At 71.1% G+C, this 22,009-nt stretch carries 21 protein-coding genes; 4 read left to right on the top strand and 17 right to left on the bottom strand.

Translation table 11 applies throughout. The features are described 5' to 3' along the window. Positions 1-160 precede the first annotated feature (160 nt). The 3 genes from LIU39_RS28455 to LIU39_RS28445 all read right to left on the bottom strand — a co-directional run bounded on the left by LIU39_RS28455 (position 161) and on the right by LIU39_RS28445 (position 3,291). On the bottom strand, positions 161-877 hold the full coding sequence (locus tag LIU39_RS28455) for a glycoside hydrolase family 75 protein (protein WP_227049788.1): 717 nt from the start codon (positions 875-877) through the stop codon (positions 161-163). A 316-nt stretch (positions 878-1,193) separates the two neighbouring features. Then, complete coding sequence (locus LIU39_RS28450) at positions 1,194-1,877, bottom strand: response regulator (protein ID WP_227049786.1); 684 nt, start codon at positions 1,875-1,877, stop codon at positions 1,194-1,196. A 211-nt stretch (positions 1,878-2,088) separates the two neighbouring features. After that, the gene (locus LIU39_RS28445; RefSeq protein WP_227049784.1) at positions 2,089-3,291 is read right to left on the bottom strand and encodes a sensor histidine kinase; all 1,203 of its coding nucleotides are present in this window, start codon (positions 3,289-3,291) and stop codon (positions 2,089-2,091) included. A gap of 193 nt (positions 3,292-3,484) precedes the next feature. On the opposite strand from LIU39_RS28445, the gene LIU39_RS28440 reads away from it, so the two are divergent. Beyond that, entirely contained in the window at positions 3,485-4,651 is a 1,167-nt protein-coding gene (locus LIU39_RS28440; protein ID WP_227049783.1) for an SAM-dependent methyltransferase, read from the top strand. Between the two features lie 79 nt (positions 4,652-4,730). Continuing rightward, positions 4,731-5,873, top strand: a complete 1,143-nt coding sequence (locus tag LIU39_RS28435; RefSeq protein ID WP_227049782.1) for an NADH-quinone oxidoreductase subunit D — start codon at positions 4,731-4,733, stop codon at positions 5,871-5,873. A 78-nt stretch (positions 5,874-5,951) separates the two neighbouring features. Here LIU39_RS28435 and LIU39_RS28430 read toward each other — a convergent pair whose 3' ends face one another. From LIU39_RS28430 to LIU39_RS28410, 5 genes are all read right to left on the bottom strand, one after another. Next, on the bottom strand, positions 5,952-6,089 hold the full coding sequence (locus LIU39_RS28430) for a hypothetical protein (protein ID WP_227049780.1): 138 nt from the start codon (positions 6,087-6,089) through the stop codon (positions 5,952-5,954). A gap of 297 nt (positions 6,090-6,386) precedes the next feature. Further along, complete coding sequence (locus LIU39_RS28425; RefSeq protein ID WP_227049779.1) at positions 6,387-7,661, bottom strand: hypothetical protein; 1,275 nt, start codon at positions 7,659-7,661, stop codon at positions 6,387-6,389. Positions 7,662-7,725: 64 nt separating this feature from the next. Then, positions 7,726-8,694, bottom strand: a complete 969-nt coding sequence (locus LIU39_RS28420; RefSeq protein WP_227049777.1) for an ABC transporter substrate-binding protein — start codon at positions 8,692-8,694, stop codon at positions 7,726-7,728. A gap of 89 nt (positions 8,695-8,783) precedes the next feature. After that, positions 8,784-9,521, bottom strand: coding sequence for an ABC transporter permease (locus LIU39_RS28415; RefSeq protein WP_227049776.1), 738 nt, complete (start codon positions 9,519-9,521; stop codon positions 8,784-8,786). A gap of 3 nt (positions 9,522-9,524) precedes the next feature. Beyond that, positions 9,525-10,343, bottom strand: a complete 819-nt coding sequence (locus LIU39_RS28410; RefSeq protein ID WP_227049774.1) for an ABC transporter permease — start codon at positions 10,341-10,343, stop codon at positions 9,525-9,527. A gap of 156 nt (positions 10,344-10,499) precedes the next feature. Between LIU39_RS28410 and LIU39_RS28405 the strand changes: the two genes are divergently transcribed. Next, entirely contained in the window at positions 10,500-11,684 is a 1,185-nt protein-coding gene (locus tag LIU39_RS28405) for an ABC transporter ATP-binding protein (protein WP_227049793.1), read from the top strand. 116 nt (positions 11,685-11,800) lie between these two features. Here the strand turns inward: LIU39_RS28405 and LIU39_RS28400 are convergent, their stop codons facing one another. The 6 genes from LIU39_RS28400 to LIU39_RS28375 form a co-directional block, all read right to left on the bottom strand. Then, positions 11,801-12,283, bottom strand: a complete 483-nt coding sequence (locus LIU39_RS28400; protein WP_227049773.1) for a DUF3180 domain-containing protein — start codon at positions 12,281-12,283, stop codon at positions 11,801-11,803. Positions 12,284-12,454: 171 nt separating this feature from the next. Beyond that, positions 12,455-13,048, bottom strand: a complete 594-nt coding sequence (gene folK / locus LIU39_RS28395; protein ID WP_227049772.1) for a 2-amino-4-hydroxy-6-hydroxymethyldihydropteridine diphosphokinase — start codon at positions 13,046-13,048, stop codon at positions 12,455-12,457. After that, entirely contained in the window at positions 13,045-13,404 is a 360-nt protein-coding gene (folB, locus tag LIU39_RS28390) for a dihydroneopterin aldolase (RefSeq protein WP_227049771.1), read from the bottom strand. The genes folK and folB overlap by 4 nt, the downstream gene beginning before the upstream one ends. A 365-nt stretch (positions 13,405-13,769) precedes the next feature. Further along, positions 13,770-14,261: a nuclear transport factor 2 family protein gene (locus LIU39_RS28385; RefSeq protein ID WP_227049770.1), complete on the bottom strand. Its 492-nt coding sequence runs from the start codon at positions 14,259-14,261 to the stop codon at positions 13,770-13,772. A 5-nt stretch (positions 14,262-14,266) separates the two neighbouring features. Continuing rightward, entirely contained in the window at positions 14,267-15,172 is a 906-nt protein-coding gene (folP, locus tag LIU39_RS28380) for a dihydropteroate synthase (protein ID WP_227049769.1), read from the bottom strand. A 76-nt stretch (positions 15,173-15,248) separates the two neighbouring features. Then, positions 15,249-17,096, bottom strand: a complete 1,848-nt coding sequence (locus LIU39_RS28375; protein WP_227049768.1) for a phosphatidylglycerol lysyltransferase domain-containing protein — start codon at positions 17,094-17,096, stop codon at positions 15,249-15,251. Between the two features lie 140 nt (positions 17,097-17,236). On the opposite strand from LIU39_RS28375, the gene LIU39_RS28370 reads away from it, so the two are divergent. Then, positions 17,237-18,352, top strand: coding sequence for an alpha/beta hydrolase (locus LIU39_RS28370; protein WP_227049767.1), 1,116 nt, complete (start codon positions 17,237-17,239; stop codon positions 18,350-18,352). 82 nt (positions 18,353-18,434) lie between these two features. Here the strand turns inward: LIU39_RS28370 and folE are convergent, their stop codons facing one another. The 3 genes from folE to hpt form a co-directional block, all read right to left on the bottom strand. After that, on the bottom strand, positions 18,435-19,040 hold the full coding sequence (folE, locus tag LIU39_RS28365) for a GTP cyclohydrolase I FolE (RefSeq protein ID WP_227049766.1): 606 nt from the start codon (positions 19,038-19,040) through the stop codon (positions 18,435-18,437). A gap of 108 nt (positions 19,041-19,148) precedes the next feature. Continuing rightward, positions 19,149-21,161, bottom strand: coding sequence for an ATP-dependent zinc metalloprotease FtsH (ftsH, locus tag LIU39_RS28360; protein WP_227049765.1), 2,013 nt, complete (start codon positions 21,159-21,161; stop codon positions 19,149-19,151). A 284-nt stretch (positions 21,162-21,445) separates the two neighbouring features. Then, entirely contained in the window at positions 21,446-21,985 is a 540-nt protein-coding gene (hpt, locus tag LIU39_RS28355) for a hypoxanthine phosphoribosyltransferase (protein ID WP_227049790.1), read from the bottom strand. Positions 21,986-22,009: the final 24 nt, after the last annotated feature.

Raw genomic sequence — 22,009 nt, 5'->3', positions numbered from 1 at the left:
GTAGGGGTGGGGCGGGTGGAGGGGGTGGGGCGGGGGGAGGGGCACCCGGGGAAGCAGCAGCTTGCAGCCCGCAGGCTCCCGCTCTCTCCCTCCCTCTCCCCCCTCCAACCAGCCGCCCCGCTTCCAGTCCCCCGCCTTCAGTTGTCCCGCAGGACCTTTTCTAGTTGTCCTGCAGGAACTTTTTCGCGAGGGCGTCGCCGCGGCTGACGGCGTCGGCGTGACTCTCGATGGGGTCGGCCTTGGAGTTCTTGAAGAGGAGGTAGGTGACGCCCGAATCGGCGCCGCCGGACTCCGGGTTGGGGTCGATGCCCAGGTTCTTGGCGGCCGCGTACGACGCCTCACCAATGATCTTGTTCGGGCCGGTGTCGCCGACGACCGCGTACTCGACCTGGTTGTTGTAGATGATGGCGACCACGCCGCCGCCCTTGATGCCGGCCGCGCCGTAGTCCCAGATGTCGCTGACGCCGGGCACCACGATGTACGGGAGTTTCTCGGCGCTGAGCGGCTTGCCGTTGGACTGGTGGAACGCCGTGTTGTCCTGGAACCAGGGGTCGGTGTCGGCGTTGCACTGGGTGGTGATCTGGCCGTCGCAGTCTATGTCCATGTCGGCCTTCCAGAAGACTGCGCCGTTCTTGCCGCAGACCGGGACGGTGGCCGAAGTCTCTTCGTCGGTGCGGTACTTGCCCTTGGAGAGCTGGTTGCAGCCGTTGAGCTTGGCCAGCAGGTCGGATGCGCCGACCGTGCCCTCCTGGAGGCGGTGCGTCTTTCCTGCGGGGGTCGGGGGTGTGGTGGCCGGCTGGGCTGCGGCGGGCAGGGCGGCTGCGGCGAGGAGCGCCGCGCCGGAGGCGGTGGCGAGTGCCAGGATGCGTGTCCGCACTGGGGAACCTCTCTATTAGGAAGGTTTCCTTACCGAGCGGGGTCAATCTGCTCCCGTTACGTGTCCACGTCAACCCTTTGGGTGATGCGGTTCCGGCCAGGCGCAGTCTTCTCCCGGCCCGAGTCTGCCCTCGGCCGGTCCGCGCGCCCCGCCCGACGTGCTCTCCCGGCCGACCGTTCGCCCGGTCGGCTCCCGCTCGTCTCCCCAGCTCACGCGGCCTGCCCTACCGTTCGCCGCCCGCACCCGGCCCGGCCTCACCCCCGGGTGCCCGGCGAGACTTCGCGCCTCTCGCCTCCCTGGGCTCGGAGCCGGCCCGCTAAGACCCCGAGCCGCCGGCCCGTACCAGGCCCGTTTCGTAGGCGAGGACCACGGCCTGGACGCGGTCCCGGAGGCTCAACTTCGTGAGGATTCGGCCGACATGTGTCTTGACCGTCGCCTCCGACAGCACCAGCTTCGCCGCGATCTCGCCGTTCGACAGCCCCTGCGCGACCAGCAGCAGCACCTCGCGCTCGCGTTCCGTCAGCCGCCCCAGCTCGGGCCGGTCCGGCTCGGCCGCCGTGGCGGGCAGCATCGGGGTGAAACGGTCCAGCAGCCGGCGGGTGGTGGAGGGGGCGACGACGGCGTCGCCGCTCTCCACGGCCCGGATGGCGCCGAGCAGTTCGCTCGGCGGCACGTCCTTGAGCATGAAACCGCTGGCGCCCGCCTTCAGCGCGGAGAACGCGTACTCGTCGAGGTCGAACGTGGTCAGGATGAGGACCTTGGGCGCGTCCTCGTTCCGGCCGTCTTCGCAGATCCGGCGGGTGGCCTCGACGCCGTCCAGATGCGGCATCCGGACGTCCATGAGGATGACGTCGACCTTCGTGGAGCGCAGCACTTCCAGCGCCTGCACACCGTCGCCCGCCTCGGCGACGACCTCCATGTCGGGCTGCGCGGCGAGCACCATCCGGAAGCCGGTGCGCAACAGCGCCTGGTCGTCGACGAGCATCACGCGGATGGTCATGGCAAGGGGATCCCTTCGGGGGTGGGGCTCCAGGGTACGGAGCGGGCAGGTTGCGGGCCGACGTACCGGCGCGGGCGCGCGGATCGAGGAGCCGCCGGGGCGGCGAGCCCGGCGGCCAAGCGGTGCGGCCGGGCGGCTGCGGCGGAGGAAAGGACCGGTCGTGGGCGCTCCGGGGCGGCTGCCCCGGCCGTGCGTGCTGCGTCCGCCGTCCTCACCTTTCGGGCTTGAGCGGCAGGACGGCGCTGATCCGGAAGCCGCCGCCCTCGCGCGGCCCGGCCTCCAGCCGGCCACCGACCATGCCGACCCGCTCGCGCATCCCGATGAGGCCGTGCCCGAGGCCGTCCGCGCCGCCCTCTTCGTACAGTTCGTGCTGCGCGCCCCGCCCGTCGTCCTCGACGAGAAGGCCCAGGTCGGCGTCCCGGTAGGTGAGGCGGACGGTCGCGCCGGCGTCGGGGCCGCCGTGCTTGCGCGTGTTGGTCAGCGCCTCCTGCACGATGCGGTACGCGGTGAGTTCGACGCTGCTGGGCAGCGGCCGCGACTCGCCCTCCACCCGGAAGTCGACGGGCAGCCCGGCGCCCCGCACCTGGTCGATGAGGTCGGCGAGCTGTTCCATGCCCGGCTGCGGTACGTATTCGCCGCTCTCGGGCTGCTCCCCGGTGCGCAGCACGCCGAGCAGGCGGCGCATTTCGGCCAGTGCCTGCCGCCCGGTGCCCGAGATGGTTTCCAGCGCCTGCCGGGTCTGCTCCGGGGCGCTGTCGAGTACGTAGGCGGCGCCGTCGGCCTGGACGACCATCACCGAGACGTTGTGGGCGACGACGTCGTGCAGTTCGCGGGCGATCCGGGCGCGCTCGGCAGCCACGGCGATGCGGGCCTGCGCCTCCCGTTCCTTCTCCAGCCGGGTGGCCTTCTCCTCCAGCTGTGCCCAGTAGGCGCGCCGGGTCCTGACGGAGTCGCCGAGCACCCAGGCCAGCACGAACGGGCCGGTGAGCAGCACAGTGAGGAAGACACCCTCCCAGGTCGCGCGGCTGTCGGATGCCTCGCCGAAGCGCATCAGGGAGAGCGCGGGGCCGATGAGCGCGCCGATGAGGGCAAGCCGGGAGGCCCAGCGGGTGGTGCCGGAGGCCGCGGTGTAGATGATCACCATCATCGCGAAGTCGGCGGGGTTGCTCTGCACGTCGGCGATCAGCTGCCCGACGCCGAGCACGGTGGCCAGCAGCAGCATCCACTCAGGCCACCTGCGGCGCAGCGCGATGACGGTGCACAGGCCGACGGTGAAGAGCGCGCCGAGTGCCTGCGCGACGGCTCCGCCCGGCAGCGAGACGACCCACAGGCAGTTGAACCCGAAGAGGAGGAACGCCCAGAAGGTGTCCACCCCTGTCGGGTGTCTGCGGAAGAAGTCGTAAAGGCGCTGCACGTAACCCAGCGTATGCAGGCCGTATAGGTGTACGGGTCAACCGGAGGAGCGATCCTGTGGGCCGCGTCTACTCCAGAAGGTGGAGACCGGAACGCGCCTCTCCGCCCTGCCCGGGGCGCGCCCGCGCCGTCTGCCTGGCGCTCCCTCGCCCCACAGTGCCCCTGCCCCGCCCCGCCGTGCGTACCGTGGTGCGGTGACGAGCGAGTGGTGTGGCTGGCGGGACGCGGCGGAAGCGGCCCTCTACGGCCCTGACGGTTTCTACACCCGGCCCGGCGGCCCCGGCCCCGCGGGTCATTTCCGTACCTCCGTGCACGCCTCGCCCCTCTATGCCGGTGCCGTCGCCGGGCTCCTGCGCCGGGTCGACGCGGCGCTCGGGCATCCGGACGAGCTGGCGCTGGTCGACGTCGGCGCGGGCCGCGGCGAACTGCTGACGGGCGTGCTCGACGCTCTGGCGGACCGCACCCGGCCGACGCGTACCCGGCCGAATCCGCAGACGAATCCGCAGACGTCGGCGAGCGGGACCGCACCGTCGCCCCCGGCCGCCACGCCACACACTCCCAACCCCCCGGCCCCCCTCCACACAAGGCTGCGCCCCTGCGCCGTGGAGCGTGCCGGGCGTCCGGACGGTCTGGATCCGCGCATCGGCTGGCTGGCCGAGCTGCCGGCGCCCGGTTCGCTCAGTGGTCTGCTGTTCGCGAACGAGTGGCTGGACAACGTTCCGGTGGACGTCGTCGAGGCCGATCAGGACGGGGTGCCGCGCCGGGTGCTGGTCGGCGCGGACGGCACGGAGCGGCTGGGCGGCCCGGTCGACGGCGCGGACGCGGAGTGGCTGGCCCGCTGGTGGCCTGGGCTCGCCCCGGAACCCGGCCGGGACTCCCCCTCCCCCGGCCTCCGCGCGGAGGTGGGCCGCCCGCGGGACGCCGCCTGGGCACGGGCCGTCCGCACGCTGCACGCCGGGCTCGCGGTCACCGCCGACTACGCGCACCACCGGGACGCCCGTCCGCTCTTCGGCACGCTCACCGGGTTCCGGGCGGGCCGGGAGGTGTCCCCGGTCCCGGACGGTGGCTGCGACATCACCGCGCATGTCGCGCTGGACGCCTGCGCGGGCCCTGCGGCCGGGCTGCTGACCCAGCGCGAGGCGCTGCGCGCCCTCGGTGTGACCGGCCGCCGCCCGCCGCTCACCCTCGCCTCCGCCGACCCCGCCGCCTACGTACGGGCCCTGGCCACCGCCGGCGAGGCCGCGGAGCTGACGGATCCTTCGGGGCTCGGCGGCTTCGGCTGGCTCGTCGAGCCGGTGGGCCCGGCCTGTGCCGGAATCCTGGACGAACTCGTGGACCGGCGGGAGCACGGGGACGGGTAGGGCGCGGACCGTCCGCGCCCCTCGTCCGTCCCTGCCACCTCCCCCCGTCCCCTCCCCGCCGAACTGCGAGACTGTTCCCATGACGGAGACGACGGTCGGCATCGGCGGCGCGGCGGAGAGCACCGACATGGTGCTGAACATCGGCCCGCAGCACCCCTCCACGCACGGCGTGCTGCGGCTGCGCCTCGTTCTGGACGGCGAGCGCATCCGGCACGCCGAGCCGGTGATCGGCTACATGCACCGCGGCGCCGAGAAGCTCTTCGAGGCGCGCGACTACCGGCAGATCGTCATGCTCGCCAACCGTCACGACTGGCTGTCGGCGTTCTCCAACGAGCTGGGCGTGGTGATGGGCGTCGAGCGGATGCTGGGCATGGAGGTGCCGGAGCGGGCCGTCTGGACCCGTACGCTGCTCGCCGAGCTGAACCGCGTGCTCAACCACCTGATGTTCCTCGGCTCCTACCCGCTGGAACTGGGCGGCATCACGCCGGTCTTCCACGCCTTCCGCGAGCGCGAAGAGCTGCAGACCGTCATGGAGGAGATTTCCGGCGGCCGGATGCACTACATGTTCAACCGGGTGGGCGGCCTCAAGGAGGACCTGCCGGCCGGGTGGCTCGGCCGGGTCCGGCACGCCATCGCCGACGTCCGCTCCCGGATGGACGTCTTCGACAACCTCGTCCTGGGCAACGAGATCTTCCGCGGCCGTACCCGCGGCGTCGGCGTGCTGTCCCGCGAGGCGGTGCACGCGTACGGCGTTTCCGGGCCGATCGCCCGCGCCTCGGGGGTCGACTTCGACCTGCGGCGCGACGAGCCGTATCTCGCGTACCCGGACCTCCAGGACACCCTCCGGGTCGTCACCCGGGACGAGGGCGACTGCCTGGCGCGTTTCGAGTGCCTCCTGGAGCAGAGCCACAACTCGCTGGATCTCGCGGACGCCTGCCTGGACCGCATCGCCGAGCTGCCGCCGGGGCCGATCAACCAGCGGCTCCCGAAGGTCCTCAAGGCCCCGGAGGGCGCGACCTACGCCTGGACGGAGAACCCGCTCGGCATCAACGGCTACTACCTGGTCTCCAAGGGCGAGAAGACGCCGTACCGCCTCAAGCTGCGGTCCGCTTCGTACAACAACATCCAGGCGCTGACCGAACTGCTGCCGGGGACGCTGGTCGCGGACATGGTCGCCATCCTGGGGTCGCTGTTCTTCGTCGTCGGCGACATCGACAAGTAGCCGCGGCGGGGGGTGAGTCGGGGCCTTACGGGCAACGGCCGTCGACGCGGCGAATGCCCCGCCCCTACGCCCGTGCCGTCACTTCGGCCCCGGGCGCAACACGGTGCCCTTGTCCTGCCACGCGCAGAAGGTGCCGTCGACCGTGGCGCCCGACCAGGTGCCGCACCGTATGTCGGCCTTCTTCCCGATGCCCTCCGGGAACCGGTCGGCCGTCATCTGCGGCTTGCCCTTGACGCACTGGGACGGCGGCTTCCCACCCTTGAAGGCGGAGGACCCGGATGCGGACGGGGACGCGGGCCGGAGGCTTCGCAGGGGTGGGCTTCCTTTCGCGGCGGGGCGGGGATGTCTCCGCCCTTGCCGCGGGCTCCGGGCCAACGGTCCGCTCCGGGGAGGGTCTTGGCCGTATGCCTTTGGCCCTCCGCGGCCGACCGTACGGCTCATGCGTCCGGCCCCGCCCCGGCCCGGGAGACGGGCGGGGACGGGGCCGGGGGCGGGCGCCGCGGGCGGTGCCGGTTACGAGATGGCGCTGCGCAGCTCCGCCACGTCGAACTGTTCGGTCTCGTCGTGCGCCGTGAGGTCGATGACCTCGCCGACACCCTCCGCGGGGACTCCGGCACCGGCCTCGTCACCGGTCCCGTCGCCGACCTCGGCCGTATCCCCTGATCCGTCCGGCGCGGCCGCCGTACGACCGTCCCCTGCCTCCTCCGTACGCGCCTCCTGGGCCGCCTCGTCGGGGGCCTGGCCGGGGCGGAGGCGGGCGGTGGCGTGGGCCGACTGTTCGGCGACGGCCTCGTCGCCCACGACGTCCGCGAGGTCCTCCTCCAGCGGGGCGGGCAGCTCGCGCGGCGCCGCGTTGCCGAAGAAGTCGAAGCCGCCGATGGCACGGGACGCCCGGGGGCGGGGTGCCGCGGGGGGTGCGACGGCGGCGGCCGCGGCCGGGATGTGGCGGAGTGCGGGGGTGGCGGCCGCGGCAGTGCGCGCGGCGGCCGCCGCGGGCTTCCCCTGGCCGTCCTCACCGCCCCGGCCGCCGGACTGCTCCGGGCGGTCCTGGGCGGGGTTCCGGCTGCCGCCCTGGCCGCCGCGTGCGTCCTGGCCGGTGCCGCCGTTGCCGCGCTGGCGGGCGGCGTTGCGGGCCAGCCGCTGGAGGGCCAGGTCGGCCTGCGCGAAGGTGGCGGTGGCCGCGGGCCGGCCGTCCGCCGCCGACGCGCCGGCCGTGGCCCGCGCGTCGGTCGCAGGGCGGCCGTTCGCCGCGTGACGGCCACCGGAGGCGGTGGGTACGTGCGGCTGCCGGGGCAGGCCGCTGCCGGGCGCGGGCAGCGCCTTGGCGGGGGCCGCCGCCTCGATCGCGAGCAGCCGACGGCCCTCCAGGGCGCTGGCCCGCTCGGTCTCGGCGGTGGCATAGCGGCGCAGCAGGTCGGCGTGTTCGGTGCGCAGCCGGGCCAGTTCGGCGCGCTTGGCCCGCAGCTTGGTGTCCAGGGCGGCGCGTATCTCGCGGGCCTCCTCGACGTCCGTTTCGAGTTCGGCGATCCGCTCCTCGGTCCGCCATTCGTCACGGACCCGGGCGCGGCTCAACTCGGCGACCCGCTTGCCGGCCCTGCGGTCCCAGACGCGCAGCAGGACGGAGCCGGTGACCGCGGCGACCGCGGCACCCGCTGCGAGCCCCCGCTGCACCAGGTCGTCGCCGACGAACCACGCGCCCGCGGCGCAGGCGATCGACGTTGCGGCGACCGAGGAGGGAGGAAGCAGCCGGTGGAGGGGTGGTGAATGGCGGTGGCGTCCTCGTGGCATGGCCAGAAACTTACCGTGCGTTCGGGGCCTATGGGGCCCCGCCCACCGATCCGTTTCCCTGTGGTTACTTCTTCACCAGGCCCTTCGACTCCAGAAATGTCTGAGCGACATCCGCGGGCTTGAGTCGCTCGGCGTCGACCTTGCGGTTCAAGTTGATCAAGTCCTTGGTCGTCAGCACACTCGTGAGCTTGCCGAGGGCCGACTCGATCTCCTTGCCGCCGGCGCTCTTGGCATTCACCACGGGCAGCACATTGTCGGCGTTCTGGAGCTTCTTGTCGTCGTCCAGGAGCACCAGTCCGAAGTTGTCCAGGGTGGCGTCCGTCGTCGTGGTCAGCACCAGTTGATCGGTGCCGTCCTTGACCGCCTGCTTGGCCTGCGGGGTGCCGACGCCCTTCGGATCGATGCCCTTGACGTCTATGCCGTAGGACTTCTCCAGGCCCGGCTTGCAGAACGGCCTGGTCTCGCACTCCTCGCCGGCGGCCAGGGTGATCTTCTGCCGGGAGGCGCCGAGATCGGAGAGCGTCTTCAGCTTGTGCGCCGCGGCGAATTCCTCGGTAACGGCGAAGGCGTTCTGGTCGGTTGCCTCACCGACCGGCAGCACCGTCAGTCCGCGCGGCCCGGCGAGCTTCTTCAACGCCGTCACGGTCTTGTCGATGTCACTGGAGGCGACGGGCTTCGCCTTGGCGCCGTTCTTCTTCGCGTTGAGGAATTCGGCGAGGGTGGACGCATATTCCGGAACGACATCGATCTGGCCCTTCTCCAGGGCCGGTTCATACAGCTCGCGATTGGCGAGCGTCTGTACGCGTGCGTCGTATCCGGCATCGTCAAGGATCTTGGAATAGATCTCGGCGAGCACCTTCGACTCGGTGAAACCGGCAGAGCCGACGACGATCTCGCCCTTGCCGCCCCCCTTGCCGTGCGCTCCGCCCTTGTCCTCCAGGCTTTGGCCGCCGCATGCGGCCAGCCCGGTCGCTATTGCGATCACTGTGCCCGCGACAAGCGCGGTGCGCGCCATGCGCGTCGTGCTGCTCATGGGATTCACCATTCGGTTCGTTGAGTTCGGATGTGCTGGATGGAGCGCGGATCGTGCGGAAGGCAGCTTGGCAAAGCGCCGGCACCGCGTCAGGCGGGTTTCCCTATCGCGACCGCATCGTCACCGCGGCCGCCGCGCCGCCCGCGGCCCCTGGTGCGGCGCCGCCGTCCCCGCATCGGGTCGAACAGCCGGTCCGCGAGGATCAGCGCGCCCTCAACGGTCAGTGCCAGTACGGCCACCAGTACGGCGCCCGCGACGACCTGCGGGGTGTCGTAGTTGCCGAAGCCCGCGGTGATGATCCGGCCGAGCCCGCCGCCGCCGGCCAGCGCGGCCAGCGTGGCGGTCGCGACGACCTGCACCGTGGCCGACCGCAGTCCGGTCATGATCAGGGGGTAGGCGAGCGGCAGTTCCACCCGGAGCAGGAGCTGCGGGCCCGACATCCCCATCCCCCGGGCCGCCTCGACCACGTCGCGGTCCGCCTCCCGCATCCCCAGGTAGGCGTTGGTCAGAAGGGGAGGTATCGCGAACAGCACCAGCGCGATGACCGTCGGCCACTCGCCCTGCTTCCCCAGCGGACTGAGCGTCAGCAGCACCAGTACCGCGAAGGTCGGCACCGCCCGCCCGACGTTGGAGAGGTTGACCGCCAGCGTCCCGCCCTTGCCGATGTGCCCCAGCCAGAGCGCCACCGGCAGGGCTATCAGGCAGGAGATGACCAGGCAGACCGCGCTGAGCTGGACGTGCTCGCCCAGGCGGTGCCATACGCCTTTCTCCCCGGCCCAGTTGGCGGCCGACGTCAGCCACTGCCAGGCGCCCGTGATCGCATCCATCGCTCAGGCCACCGCCTTCGTCACCCGTGCCGCGCGCCGCGCACGGGACCTGGCCCGTGCCTGCGTCCGCGTCCACGGCGTCAGCAGCCGCTGGAGTGCCAGCAGCAGCAGGTCGGCCACCAGCGCCAGCAGCACGCACAGCACCGACGCCGTCAGCACCTCCGCCTTGAAGAAGCCCTCCATGCCGCTGGCGATGAGATTCCCCAGGCCGCCGTATCCGACAACGGAACCGATCGTCGTCATCGCCACCGTCGAGACCGTGGCGATCCGCAGCCCGGCCACCAGTGCCGGTATCGCCAGCGGGAGTTCCACGCCGAACAGCAGCCGCAGCGAGCCGTACCCCATCCCGCGGGCGGCCTCCCGGACCTCGCCGGGCACCGCTTCGAGCCCGGCGAGGATGTTGCGCACCAGGATCGTCAGCGAATAGAGCACCAGGCCCGTGACGACCACCGAGACGGAGACCCCGAAGACCGGTGTCAGCAACGCGAACATCGCCAGCGAAGGGACGGTGTAGAGCACCGTCGTCAGCCCCAGGACCGGCCCGGCCGCGGCCCGCCAGCGCCGGGCGATCAGCGCCAGCGGAAAGGCGATCAGCAGCCCGATGACGACGGACGCGGCGGTGATCCCGATGTGCTGCAGCGTCGCGTCCAGCAACTCCTGGCTCCGGGTGCGGACATATTCACCGCAGATCCAGTCGTTCGCCTCCAGGCAGCTCGGGCCGCCCGGCCGCGCGGCCGCCAAGACCACGTGATGTCCGGTCAGCTGCGTCGGCAGGCTCGCCGGCAGCTGTGCCATCAGCTGCGTACCCCACGGCACACTCACCCGTCGTCACCTCCCCCGCCCCTGTCGCTCACATTTTCGGTGACTGTCTGCGACCCTATCCCCCACCACTGACAATCGGCCCGGCCCGCCATTCATCCGCCACACCGCGTTCACAACTGCCTGATCACAATGGAACCGTCCACCTTGGGGGAAAGCATGATCCGCTTCGAGCACGTCACCAAGCGCTACCCCGACGGCACCACCGCCGTCGACGACCTCTCCTTCGAGGTCGCAAAGGGTGAACTCGTCACGCTCGTCGGCCCGTCGGGCTGCGGCAAGACGACGACGATGAAGATGGTGAACCGGCTCATCGAGCCCACCGGCGGCAGCATCCACCTCGACGGCGACGACATATCCGCCATCGACCCCGTCGAACTGCGCCGCCGGATCGGCTACGTCATCCAGCAGGTCGGGCTCTTCCCCCACAAAACCGTCCTGGACAACACCGCGACCGTCCCGCATCTCCTCGGCTGGCAGCGCAAGAAGGCCCGCGAGCGGGCGGCCGAACTCCTCGACCTGGTCGGTCTGGACCCTGCCGTCTACGGCGACCGCTACCCCGACCAGCTCTCCGGCGGCCAGCGCCAGCGCGTCGGCGTGGCCCGCGCCCTCGCCGCCGACCCGCCCGTCCTCCTCATGGACGAACCCTTCGGCGCCGTCGACCCGGTCGTCCGCGAACACCTCCAGAACGAGTTCCTGCGCCTCCAGTCGACCCTCCACAAGACGGTCCTCTTCGTCACCCACGACATCGAGGAGGCGGTCCGCCTCGGCGACCGCATCGCCGTCTACGGGGAGGGCAGGATCGAGCAGTTCGACACCCCGGCAACGGTCCTGGGCGCACCGGCCACCCCGTATGCGGCCTCCTTCGTCGGCGCGGACCGCGGCCTCAAGCGGCTCTCCGTCACCCCCGTCGAGAGCGGCGACCTCGATACGCCGCCGGTCGTCCGCCTCGACGACCCCGCGGACGGGGCGGCCGCCCTTCTCGCCGCCGACGACGCCTCCTGGGCGGTCGTCCTGGACGCCGACGCGTCCCCGTACGGCTGGGTGTCCGCCACCGCGCTCACCGGCGCCCCGTCCGGAACCACGAAGTCCGCCGTCGGCACCGTCCGCGACCACGCCCGCCCGATGGACGCCGCGCTGCCCCTGGGCGCGCCCCTCAAGGAGGCGTTCAGCGCGATGCTCCAGCACGACGCCGGCTGGATAGCGGTCCTGGACGGCACGGACTACCGCGGCGTCCTCACCCCCGGCCGGCTGCACGCCGCCCTGCGCCGCTCCACCGGCGCCGACGCCGCGAACATCCCGCGCGACGAGGTGTCCCTGGACGCGGTACCCGGAAGCCACTGACGAACGGCTCAGGTCCCGGATACAGGCCGGGGTTGCGCACGTCCCGGATGCGGGCCGGGGTTACGCACGGTCCCGGATACGCGCCGGACGTACGCGAGCGGCCCGCCCGCGCCCGCCTACGCGGCCGGGGCGCCCGCCTCGTCCTCGTCCTCCGGCAGCTTGCAGACCCGCTCAAGGAAGATCGCCGCCGCGACCACGGCGGCGCCCGCCAGCACCGAGAGACCGGCGTAGATCGCCTGGTCCCGGCGCGGCGCGACATCCATGCCCGAGGTCAGCAGAAAGACGCCGACGCCGCCGTACAGCCCCGCGACCAGCGACGCCACCAGGGCGCTCGCCTGCCCGAACACCACCGCGCGGGCGGCGACCAGCGGCTCCACGCCCTTCGCACCCGGACGGCGCTCACGCTGCGCCCGCAGCCGCGCACGGAACGAGAAGGCGGTGGCGGCCAGCACGGCCGCGATCAGCGCCAGCACGATCGGCGCGGCCAGCGGCACGCTCGGCAGGCTGCCCATGCTGTCCCACAGCCTGGCGCCGGCCCACGCCAGCACCCCGGCCACCAGAAACAGCCCGACCAGCACCTTGATTCGTAGCTGCTTCACCGAGCCATCGCCCCTTGCGCCCTCATGGCTGCCCCGCTGTCCTGATCGACTCGTCCGTCACGTACACCCGCATCCCGCGCCACCGCGGCCTCGGCGATCACGCCGTGCGTCACGCCGTACGCAACCACATCGCGCGGCCCGGACGCCGTACGCGACCCGCAAGCCTAACGACTACTCGGGCAGGTGCAGTTCCAGGTCGGCGCGCGCCTGCACGCCCTGGCTGCCGACCGAGGCCAGCAGTTCGGCGACCGGGCCGTGCCCGGGGACCTCGGCCGACGGGTCGACGTCGTGCCACGGCACCAGCACGAAGGCACGCTCATGGGCGCGCGGGTGCGGCAGCGTCAGCCGCGGGTCGTCGGAGACCACGTCCTGGTAGGCGAGGATGTCGACGTCGATGGTGCGCGGGCCCCAGCGCTCGTCCCGTACCCGCTCGAAGGCTTCCTCGATCGCGTGCCCGCGCTCCAGGAGGGAGTCCGGCGGCAGCGTCGTCTTGACCAGTACGACGGCGTTGAAGTACGAGGGCTGCGAGCCCGGAGCCACGCCCCACGGCTCGGTTTCGTATACCGGGGAGACCGCCTTGACCCGCAGTCCCGGGGTGTCCTCCAGTGCGTCGACAGCCCCCTGGAGCGTCTCCAGGCGGTTGCCGAGGTTGCTGCCGAGGGAGATCACGGCGCGCTTCGGGTTGGACAGGGTCACATCCGCCGCATCGACCTGCTCCACCACGGAGGCGGGCACCGGCTGAACGGTCGGGTCACTGCTGGTCATACTCGACTCCGGGTGATGGTGATGGTCACGTCGTCGAAGGGGACGGTGATCGGGGCATCCGGCTTGTGCACCACCACCTCCACCTCCTGCACCCCCTCGTGCTTCAGGCACTGGCAGGCGATCCGCTCCGCGAGGGTCTCGATGAGGTCGACCGGATCGCCCTCGACGACGGCCACCACCTCCTCGGCCACCACGCCGTAGTGCACGGTCTTCGCGAGGTCGTCGGTGGCCGCTGCCGGACGGGTGTCAAGACCCAGCACCAGGTCCACGATGAAGGTCTGGCCCTCCTCGCGTTCTCGGGGGAACACCCCGTGGTGCCCTCGGGCCTTCAGCCCACGCAGCGCGACACGATCCACGCGAATCACTCCCACTGGTCCCACTGGCACCTCTGGCGCCACTGCTCGTCGGAATTCCGGACATGCGCCGAACCGTCCGGCACACCGCCCGTCGTCGAATCTACCTGCGAACACCGACAGCGCTCGCCCATGGGGGCTATGGACAAGGCCCCTCGCTGCTGCTAGGAACCCACCCGGCACGCCGGGCCCGGACAGCTGTGAGGCCGCCTGCGCGGCCTCCTACCCCCGTTACCCCGGACCGCGCTCCCCACCCCTACCCACACCTCACTTGGCTCGAACGGGTGCGCTCCCGATCACCCCGCTGACGCCCGTCACCGCCCCGGCGCGCACCCGAAGACCCCGAACGGCGACGGCCCGACGGCCCGTCACACCACGCCGGGAGCCCCGCCGGACCCGGCGGCGCCGTCCTCGTCCTCGCCGTCCTCGTCGCCCTCGCCCTCGCCGTCCGTCAGCACCGGCGAGCCGTGGTGCGACCACACCCGCCAGCCGTCCTCGGTACGCCGGAAGACATTCGTCGCCACGACCAGTTGGCCGATAAGCGGCCCCACCGATCCGTCGTCCTCGGCGGGCCCGCCGCTGAGGATGTTCTCCGTGCACGTCACCAGCGCCGTGTCACCGATCACATCGATCTCGACATCGGTGAGAAAGAACTGGATGTACTCGGTGTTGGCCATGATCAGCGCGTACGAGCGCAGCACCTCACCGCGCCCGCGCAGCACCGGCCAGCCCGGATGGACCACGCTGACCTGGCCGTCCAGCCACAACCCGGACATGGCTTCGTGATCGCCGCGCTCGATGGTCTCGTACAGGGTCGTGTTCGCCTGCTCGACCAGCTCGATGTCCGTACGTGGGCGCAAGCCGCTCACACCGTTCCCGTCGCGTTCGCCGTCTTGTCCTCGCGGCCGGCGGCGCCCGCCGCGCGTTCCACCGCACGGGCCACGCGCACCGCGTCCGCGCTCGCCCGCACCTCGTGCACCCGCACCGCCCAGGCCCCCTCTCGCGCCACGATCGCCGACACCGCCGCCGTCGCCGCGTCCCGCTCCCGGGCCGGCGGCGGGGCGGCTCCTTCGCCGCCCGCCAGCACCCTGCCCAGGAACCGTTTCCTCGAAGCGGCCACCAGCAGCGGGCGTCCCAGGGCGCGCAGCCTGCCCAGCTGGGCGATCAGCGCGAGATCGTGCCCGGCCTCCTTGGCGAAACCGAGACCCGGGTCGATCACTATCCGCTCCGGATCGATCCCGCCGGCCACCGCCCGCTCCATGCTGCGGCCCAGCTCGTCCACGACCTCGCCGACGACGTCCGCGTAGACGGCACGGTTGTTCATGTCGATGGACCGGCCGCGCCAGTGCATCACCACGAACGGGACGTACGCGGCGGCCACCGCAGGCACCATCGCCGGATCGGCGGCGCCCGCACTCACGTCGTTGACCAGCCGCGCCCCCGCCTCGATCGCCTGCTCGGCGACCGCGGCCCGCATCGTGTCGACGGAGACCACGACACCCGCGGCGGCCAGCTCCCGCACGACGGGGACGACGCGGCGCAGCTCCTCGGCCTCGTCCACCCGCGCGGCGCCGGGCCGGGTCGACTCGCCGCCCACGTCCACCAGGTCGGCGCCCTGCGCCACCAGATCGAGACCGTGTTTGACGGCCAGCTCGGTGTCGAACCACTGGCCGCCGTCGGAGAACGAATCGGGCGTGACGTTCACCACGCCCATCACCGCACAGCGGTCCCAGTCCGGAAGTCCGGCCACCCGGTCACGCAAGGTACTCATGTCACCAGCGTAGGCGGTGCACCGAGCGCCTACGCGGTGGCCACCGGCCACCGCACGCGCACCCGGTGCGGCCCGCTCAGGCCACGTTCTCCATGGCGCCCGCGGCCTGCCGGGGCGCGGCCGTGTGCGCGCAGGGCCGCGGCGGGGCGGACTTGCGGCGGCGCAGCGCCCGCGGCAGGCCCAGCTCCAGATAGCCCTCGGCCTGGAGCGCCGCCAGGCCGATCCGCGGGATGTCCCGGCTGTTGCGGAACACCACGAAACGGGGCTCCCAACGGGGCCGGAACTTGTCGTTGAACTTGTAGAGCGACTCGATCTGGTACCAGCGGGACAGGAAGATCAGCATCCCGCGCCACACCCGGATGACCGGCCCTGCGCCCAGCTTCTCGCCGCGTTCCAGGGAGGAGCGGAAGACCGCGAAGTTCAGCGACACCTGCTGGATCTTCAGCTCCGGCGCGGCCTGCAGCGCGGCGACGATCAGCAGCTCGTTCATCCCGGGGTCGGCGCTGCGGTCGCGGCGCATCAACTCCAGCGAGATGCCGTCGCCGCCCCACGGCACGTAGTGCTGCATGGCCTTCAGGTCGCCGAACGGGCCGGGCTCCTCGCCCTCGGCGGGCGCCTGGTGCGCGGTGGCTATCACCGCGTCGCCGTCGGTCACCGCGTCGATCCGCCCCAGCGCCATGGAGAAGCCGCGCTCGGTGTCGGTGTCCCGCCAGGCGTCCGCGGCCCGCTGGACCAGCGCCAGCTCGGCCGGCTCCAGATCGCGCACCCGGCGCACCCGGGTCTCGTAGCCGTTGCGCTCGATGCGCTTGACCATCTGCCGCACGTTGCGCATCGCGCGCCCGGAGAGAGTGAAGTCCGCCACGTCGACGATCGCCTCGTCGCCCAGCTCCAGCGCGTCCATGCCGGTCTCCCGGGTCCACACCTGGCCGCCGGTCTCGCTGCACCCGGTCACCGCCGGAGTCCAGGAGTGCGCCCGCGCCTCCTCCATGAACCGCTCGATCGCGCCGGGCCACGCCTCGACGTCGCCGATCGGGTCGCCGCTGGCGAGCATCACGCCGGAGATCACCCGGTAGCAGACCGCGGCCTTGCCGGTCGGCGAGAAGACCGCGCCCTTGTCGCGGCGGAGCGCGAAGTAGCCGAGCGAGTCGCGGCCGCCGTGCCTGGCCAGCAGCTCCCGCAGCCGCGACTCGTCCTCGTCGGTGAGCCGGGCCGCCGGATGCTCGGGGCGGAACGCCAGGTACGCGGTGGTGGCGAGGGTGAGCAGGCCGAGCGCGCCGAGCGAATAGCCGACGGTGTAGTCGACCCGGTGCGTGTAGGCGACCGGGCCCTCGAAGCCGAACAGGCCCCACAGCACGTGCTGCACCCGCTCCCATAGGGACGGCGAGCCGACGATCTTGCCGGGGTGGGAGCTGACGATCACCAGGCCGATGCCGAAGCTGGCGCCGCCCAGCACCACGGCGTTGGCCACCGCCTTCCAGCGGCTGCGCGGGTCCGGCAGCGCGGCGAACTCCTTGCGGTGCCACAGCAGGAACGTCAGCAGTGCCAGCGAGAGCACCGCCCCGATGAAGGAGTGGCGGTAGACGAGCTGCGCGGCGATACCGACCGGGAGCAGCGCCACGGCGGCCGCCCAGGCCCGCCGTTTCCGCCGCTTGAGGCCGTGCGCCAGGAGGAGCAGCAGAATGCCGACGACGAGGGACGCGGCGGCCGCCAGCGGGCTGACCGCGCCCGGCAGCACCTCGGCCAGTGCGTGCATCCTGCTGTGCCGGAACCGCGGGAAGATACCCGCCACGAGGTTGAGCAGGCCGATGAAGGCACCGGCCGTGCCGACGATCCGCGGAACCGACTCGGGCCGCGGCCCGCGGAGCCAGCGTGGCGTGCGCCACGCAACCGTCTCCGACTTTTCGCCATCTAGCCTGTCAGACATCACTTTCCCGTCGCCCGGGTCGAGAGAACGTGCGAGCCTTGTCGCAGCATCTGGACTTTTTGCGCCCTGTATGACGGCGTTTCAGGGCTCGGGGTTCCATCAGCGGACGGATGGGCCGGCCGCTCGGAAGAAAGCACCTCATGGGTCTCACCAGCAAAAAAGTGCTGATTCTTGCTGTCGTCATCGCCGTGGCGCTGTTCATCGTCACAATCTGGGTCTGGCCACGGCTCTCCGGCCGCAGCTGGCGCCCGGTCCTGGGCCGCGTCGGGCTGCTGCTCGTCACCCAGATATCGCTGTTCGCCGCGGTCGGCCTCTTCGCCAACAACGCGTTCGGCTTTTACGCCTCCTGGGCCGACCTCCTCGGCCAGGAGCAGGAACCAGGCGTGGTGACCAACTACAAGACGGGACCGGACGGCACCCAGCTCCAGACGCTGGGCAGCGAACGCTTCAGCGTCCGCGGCGCAGGCCGGCCGGACGTCGCCGGCCGCATAGACAAGGTCCTGATACGCGGCGAGCAGTCCCGCATCACCAGCCCGGCCTTCGTCTACCTGCCGCCGCAGTACTTCCAGCGCGCGCACGCACACCAGACGTTCCCCGCCGCCGTCGTGCTCACCGGCTACCCCGGCACCGCCGAAGCGCTCTACAAGAAGCTGCACTTCCCGCAGACCCAGCACGAGCTGCACAAGCACGGCCGGATGCAGCCGACCGTCCTGGTGATGATGCGCCCGACCGTGGCCCCGCCGCGGGACACCGAGTGCGTGGACGTCCCCGGCGGCCCGCAGACCGAGACGTTCTTCACCAAGGACCTGCGCCGCGACATCGCCGGGCACTACCGCGTCGGCCCCGACGCCAAGAGCTGGGGCGTCATGGGCGACTCCACCGGCGGCTACTGCGCCCTGAAGATGACCATGCGCCACCCCGAGGCGTTCTCCAGCGCCGTCGCGCTCTCCGGCAGCTACAAGGCCCCGCTCGACGCCACCACCGGCGCGCTCTTCGGCGGCGACAAGCAGCTGGAGCGCGAGAACAACCTGCTGTGGCGTCAGAAGAACCTGCCGGCCCCGAAGGCGAGCTTCCTGGTCACCAGCAGCAAGCAGGGCGAGGGCAACTTCCGCGACACCCTGAAGTTCATCAAGGGAACGAAGTCCCCCTCGCACGTCTCGTCGATCATCCTCGACAGCGGCGGCCACAACTTCAACACCTGGCGCCGGGAGATCCCGGCCGCCATGGAATGGCTCGGCGGCCGCCTCAAGGTCTGACCCCGCCGGCCGCCCGCGCGGGCGGAAAGACCGCACGGCCCGTACGTTTCCCCCGTACGGGCCGTGCGGTCTTTCCGTGCGCTCAGCGGGCCAGTATCAGGCTCATCGCCTCGGCGCGGGTGGCCGGGTCACGGAGCTGACCGCGCACCGCCGACGTGGTGGTCTTGGCCCCGGGCTTGCGGACGCCGCGCATGGTCATGCACATGTGCTCGCACTCGATGACGACGATGACGCCGCGCGGCTCCAGGATGTTCATCAGCGAGTCGGCGATCTGCGTCGTCAGCCGCTCCTGCACCTGCGGGCGGCGGGCGAACACATCGACCAGCCGGGCCAGCTTCGACAGGCCGGTGATCTTGCCGTCGGACGACGGGATGTAGCCGACGTGCGCGACGCCGACGAACGGCACCAGGTGGTGCTCGCAGCTCGACGTGACCTCTATGTCCTTGACCAGCACCATCTCGTCATGACCGAGATCGAACGTCGTCGTCAGCACGTCCTCGGGCTTCTGCCACAGCCCGCCGAAGATCTCGCTGTACGCCCGCGCCACCCGGTTCGGCGTCTCCCGCAGGCCCTCGCGGTCCGGGTCCTCGCCGACGGCGATGAGCAGCTCGCGGACGGCGTCCGCGGCGCGCTTCTCGTCGAACTCGCCGATCGCGCCTTCGCCGTCCAGCGTCACAGGGTCGGTCATGTGGTGCCTCGTTCCTTCTGCGCCGGCTCCCCCACGCGGAATGCCGCGCCTCCAGGCTAGAACCTGTGAGGCGCGGCATTCATTCCGGGTCCTGTCGGGCCCTGGCGATCAGCTCTCCGGTCGGTTTTCCTCCGGAGCTTCCGCCTTCTCCGTGGAGACCGTGGCGGTCGGCTGCACCGTGCCGTTGGCCGGTGACAGCTCCCGGGGGGACAGCACCGGCGGGCGGGTCGACGGCGTACGCCGCGAGGAGCCGGTCCACGCCGGGCGGGCCGGGCGCTTCACGATGTGCTTGAAGACCTCGGCGATCTCCTCCTTGCCCAGCGTCTCCTTCTCCAGGAGCGTCAGGACGAGGTTGTCGAGCACGTCACGGTTCTCGACCAGGATCTCCCACGCCTCGTTGTGCGCGGTCTCGATGAGCTTCTTGACTTCCTCGTCGACCAGCGCGGCGACCTCTTCGGAGTAGTCACGCTGATGACCCATCTCGCGGCCCAGGAAGGGCTCGGAGTTGTCGGTGCCGAACTTGATGGCACCGAGCCGCTCGGTCATGCCGTACTGCGTGACCATCGCGCGGGCCGTGGCGGTGGCCTTCTCGATGTCGTTCGCCGCACCCGTGGTCGGGTCGTGGAAGACCAGCTCCTCCGCCGCGCGCCCGCCCAGCATGTATGCCAGCTGGTCGAGCATTTCGTTGCGGGTGGTGGAGTACTTGTCCTCGTCGGGCAGGACCATGGTGTAGCCCAGGGCCCGGCCGCGGGACAGGATCGTGATCTTGTGGACCGGGTCGGAGTTCGGGGAGGCCGCCGCGACCAGGGCATGTCCGCCCTCGTGGTACGCGGTGATCTTCTTTTCCTTGTCCGACATGATCCGGGTCCGCTTCTGCGGGCCGGCCACGACGCGGTCGATCGCCTCGTCCAGGAAGTGATTGTTGATCAGCTTCGCGTCACTACGGGCCGTCAGCAGAGCGGCTTCGTTGAGGACGTTGGACAGGTCGGCACCGGTGAAGCCGGGGGTGCGCTTGGCGACGGCCGTGAGGTCGACGTCCGAGGCGACCGGCTTGCCCTTCTGGTGCACCTTGAGGATTTCCAGCCGGCCCTGCATGTCCGGACGGTCGACGGCGATCTGCCGGTCGAAACGGCCGGGGCGCAGCAGCGCCGGGTCGAGGATGTCCGGGCGGTTCGTGGCGGCGATGAGGATCACGCCGCCCTTCACGTCGAAGCCGTCCATCTCGACGAGCAGCTGGTTGAGCGTCTGCTCGCGCTCGTCGTGGCCACCGCCGAGACCCGCACCGCGGTGCCGGCCGACGGCGTCGATCTCGTCGACGAAGACGATCGCCGGGGCGTTCGCCTTGGCCTGCTCGAAGAGGTCGCGCACCCGGGAGGCACCGACACCGACGAACATCTCGACGAAGTCGGAGCCGGAGATCGAGTAGAACGGCACGCCGGCCTCGCCCGCGACGGCGCGCGCCAGCAGCGTCTTGCCCGTTCCGGGCGGGCCGTACAGCAGCACGCCCTTCGGGATCTTGGCGCCGACGGCCTGGAACTTCGCCGGCTCCTGGAGGAACTCCTTGATCTCGTGGAGCTCCTCGACCGCCTCGTCCGACCCCGCGACGTCCGAGAACGTCGTCTTGGGCGTGTCCTTGGTGATCAGCTTCGCCTTCGACTTCCCGAAGTTCATCACCCGGGAGCCGCCGCCCTGCATCTGATTCATCAGGAACAGGAAGACGACAACGATGAGGACGAAGGGGAGCAGCGACAGCAGCACACCGACGAACGGGTTCTGCTTCGACGGGGAGACGGTGTAACCGTCCTTGATCTCGCCGGTCTGGTACTTGGCCTGCAGGTTCTTGGCCACATCGACGCCTTGGTCGCCGATGTAGCTCGCCTGGAGCTTGTTGGAGCCTTGAATCTTGTGGTCGCCCGACAGCTCGACCTTGATCTTGTTCTCGTCGCCGGTCGTCAGCTCGGCGGATTTCACCTGGTTGTCAGTGATCGCCTTGACGACCTGACCGGTGTCCACCGTCTTGTAGCCGCCGGACGAGCCGACGACCTGCATCAACACGACCACGGCGAGGACGGCCAGCACGATCCACATGACCGGCCCACGGAAGTATCGCTTCACGTCCATCCATACGGAGCCGACACGGCCCCGTCCCTCCTGCCACAGTGAGGCACAACAGCCCCGTGGAGGGCTGGTCGTGCGTACGGTGTATTACTGGCCCGAAAAATGAGTGCCTTCGGACGGTACCCCAGCATTGTCACCCGACGCCGCCGCCCACGGTTAACAATGAAGCCTCGGATTCCGTTCTCCCTGCTTCAACGGCGGGAGGCCCCGAGGGGTTCCCGCCGCGGCACAGCAGCTGCTCCGGGCCCTCGCCGGCCGATGGTGACCGGCGAGTGGGATTGCGTTCCTCAGCCGCCGTACACGTGCGGCGCGAGGGTGCCGACGAACGGCAGGTTCCGGTACTTCTCCGCGAAGTCCAGGCCGTAGCCGACGACGAACTCATTGGGAATGTCGAAGCCGACCCACTTCACGTCGAGGGCGACCTTGGCCGCCTCCGGCTTGCGCAGCAGCGTGCAGACCTCCAGCGAGGCCGGCTCGCGCGAGCCGAGGTTGGACAGCAGCCACGACAGCGTCAGGCCGGAGTCGATGATGTCCTCGACGATCAGGACGTGCTTGCCCTTGATGTCGGTGTCGAGGTCCTTGAGGATGCGGACCACACCGGAGGACTGGGTGCCCGCGCCGTACGAGGAAACGGCCATCCAGTCCATGGTGACCGGGGTGGACAGCGCGCGCGCCAGGTCCGCCATCACCATCACGGCGCCCTTGAGGACTCCGACGATGAGCAGGTCCTTGCCCGCGTACTCCGCGTCGATCTTCGCGGCCAGCTCGGCCAGCTTGGCGTCGATCTCTTCTTTGCTGATGAGTACCGACTGAAGGTCGGAGCCCATGTCCTTGTCGTCCACCCGTGCCAC

Source organism: Streptomyces pinistramenti, from assembly GCF_020564935.1.
Classification (GTDB): Bacteria; Actinomycetota; Actinomycetes; order Streptomycetales; family Streptomycetaceae; genus Streptomyces; species Streptomyces pinistramenti.
Note: the sequence above shows the minus strand (reverse complement) of the source record. Positions and strands in the feature narration are given on the sequence as shown.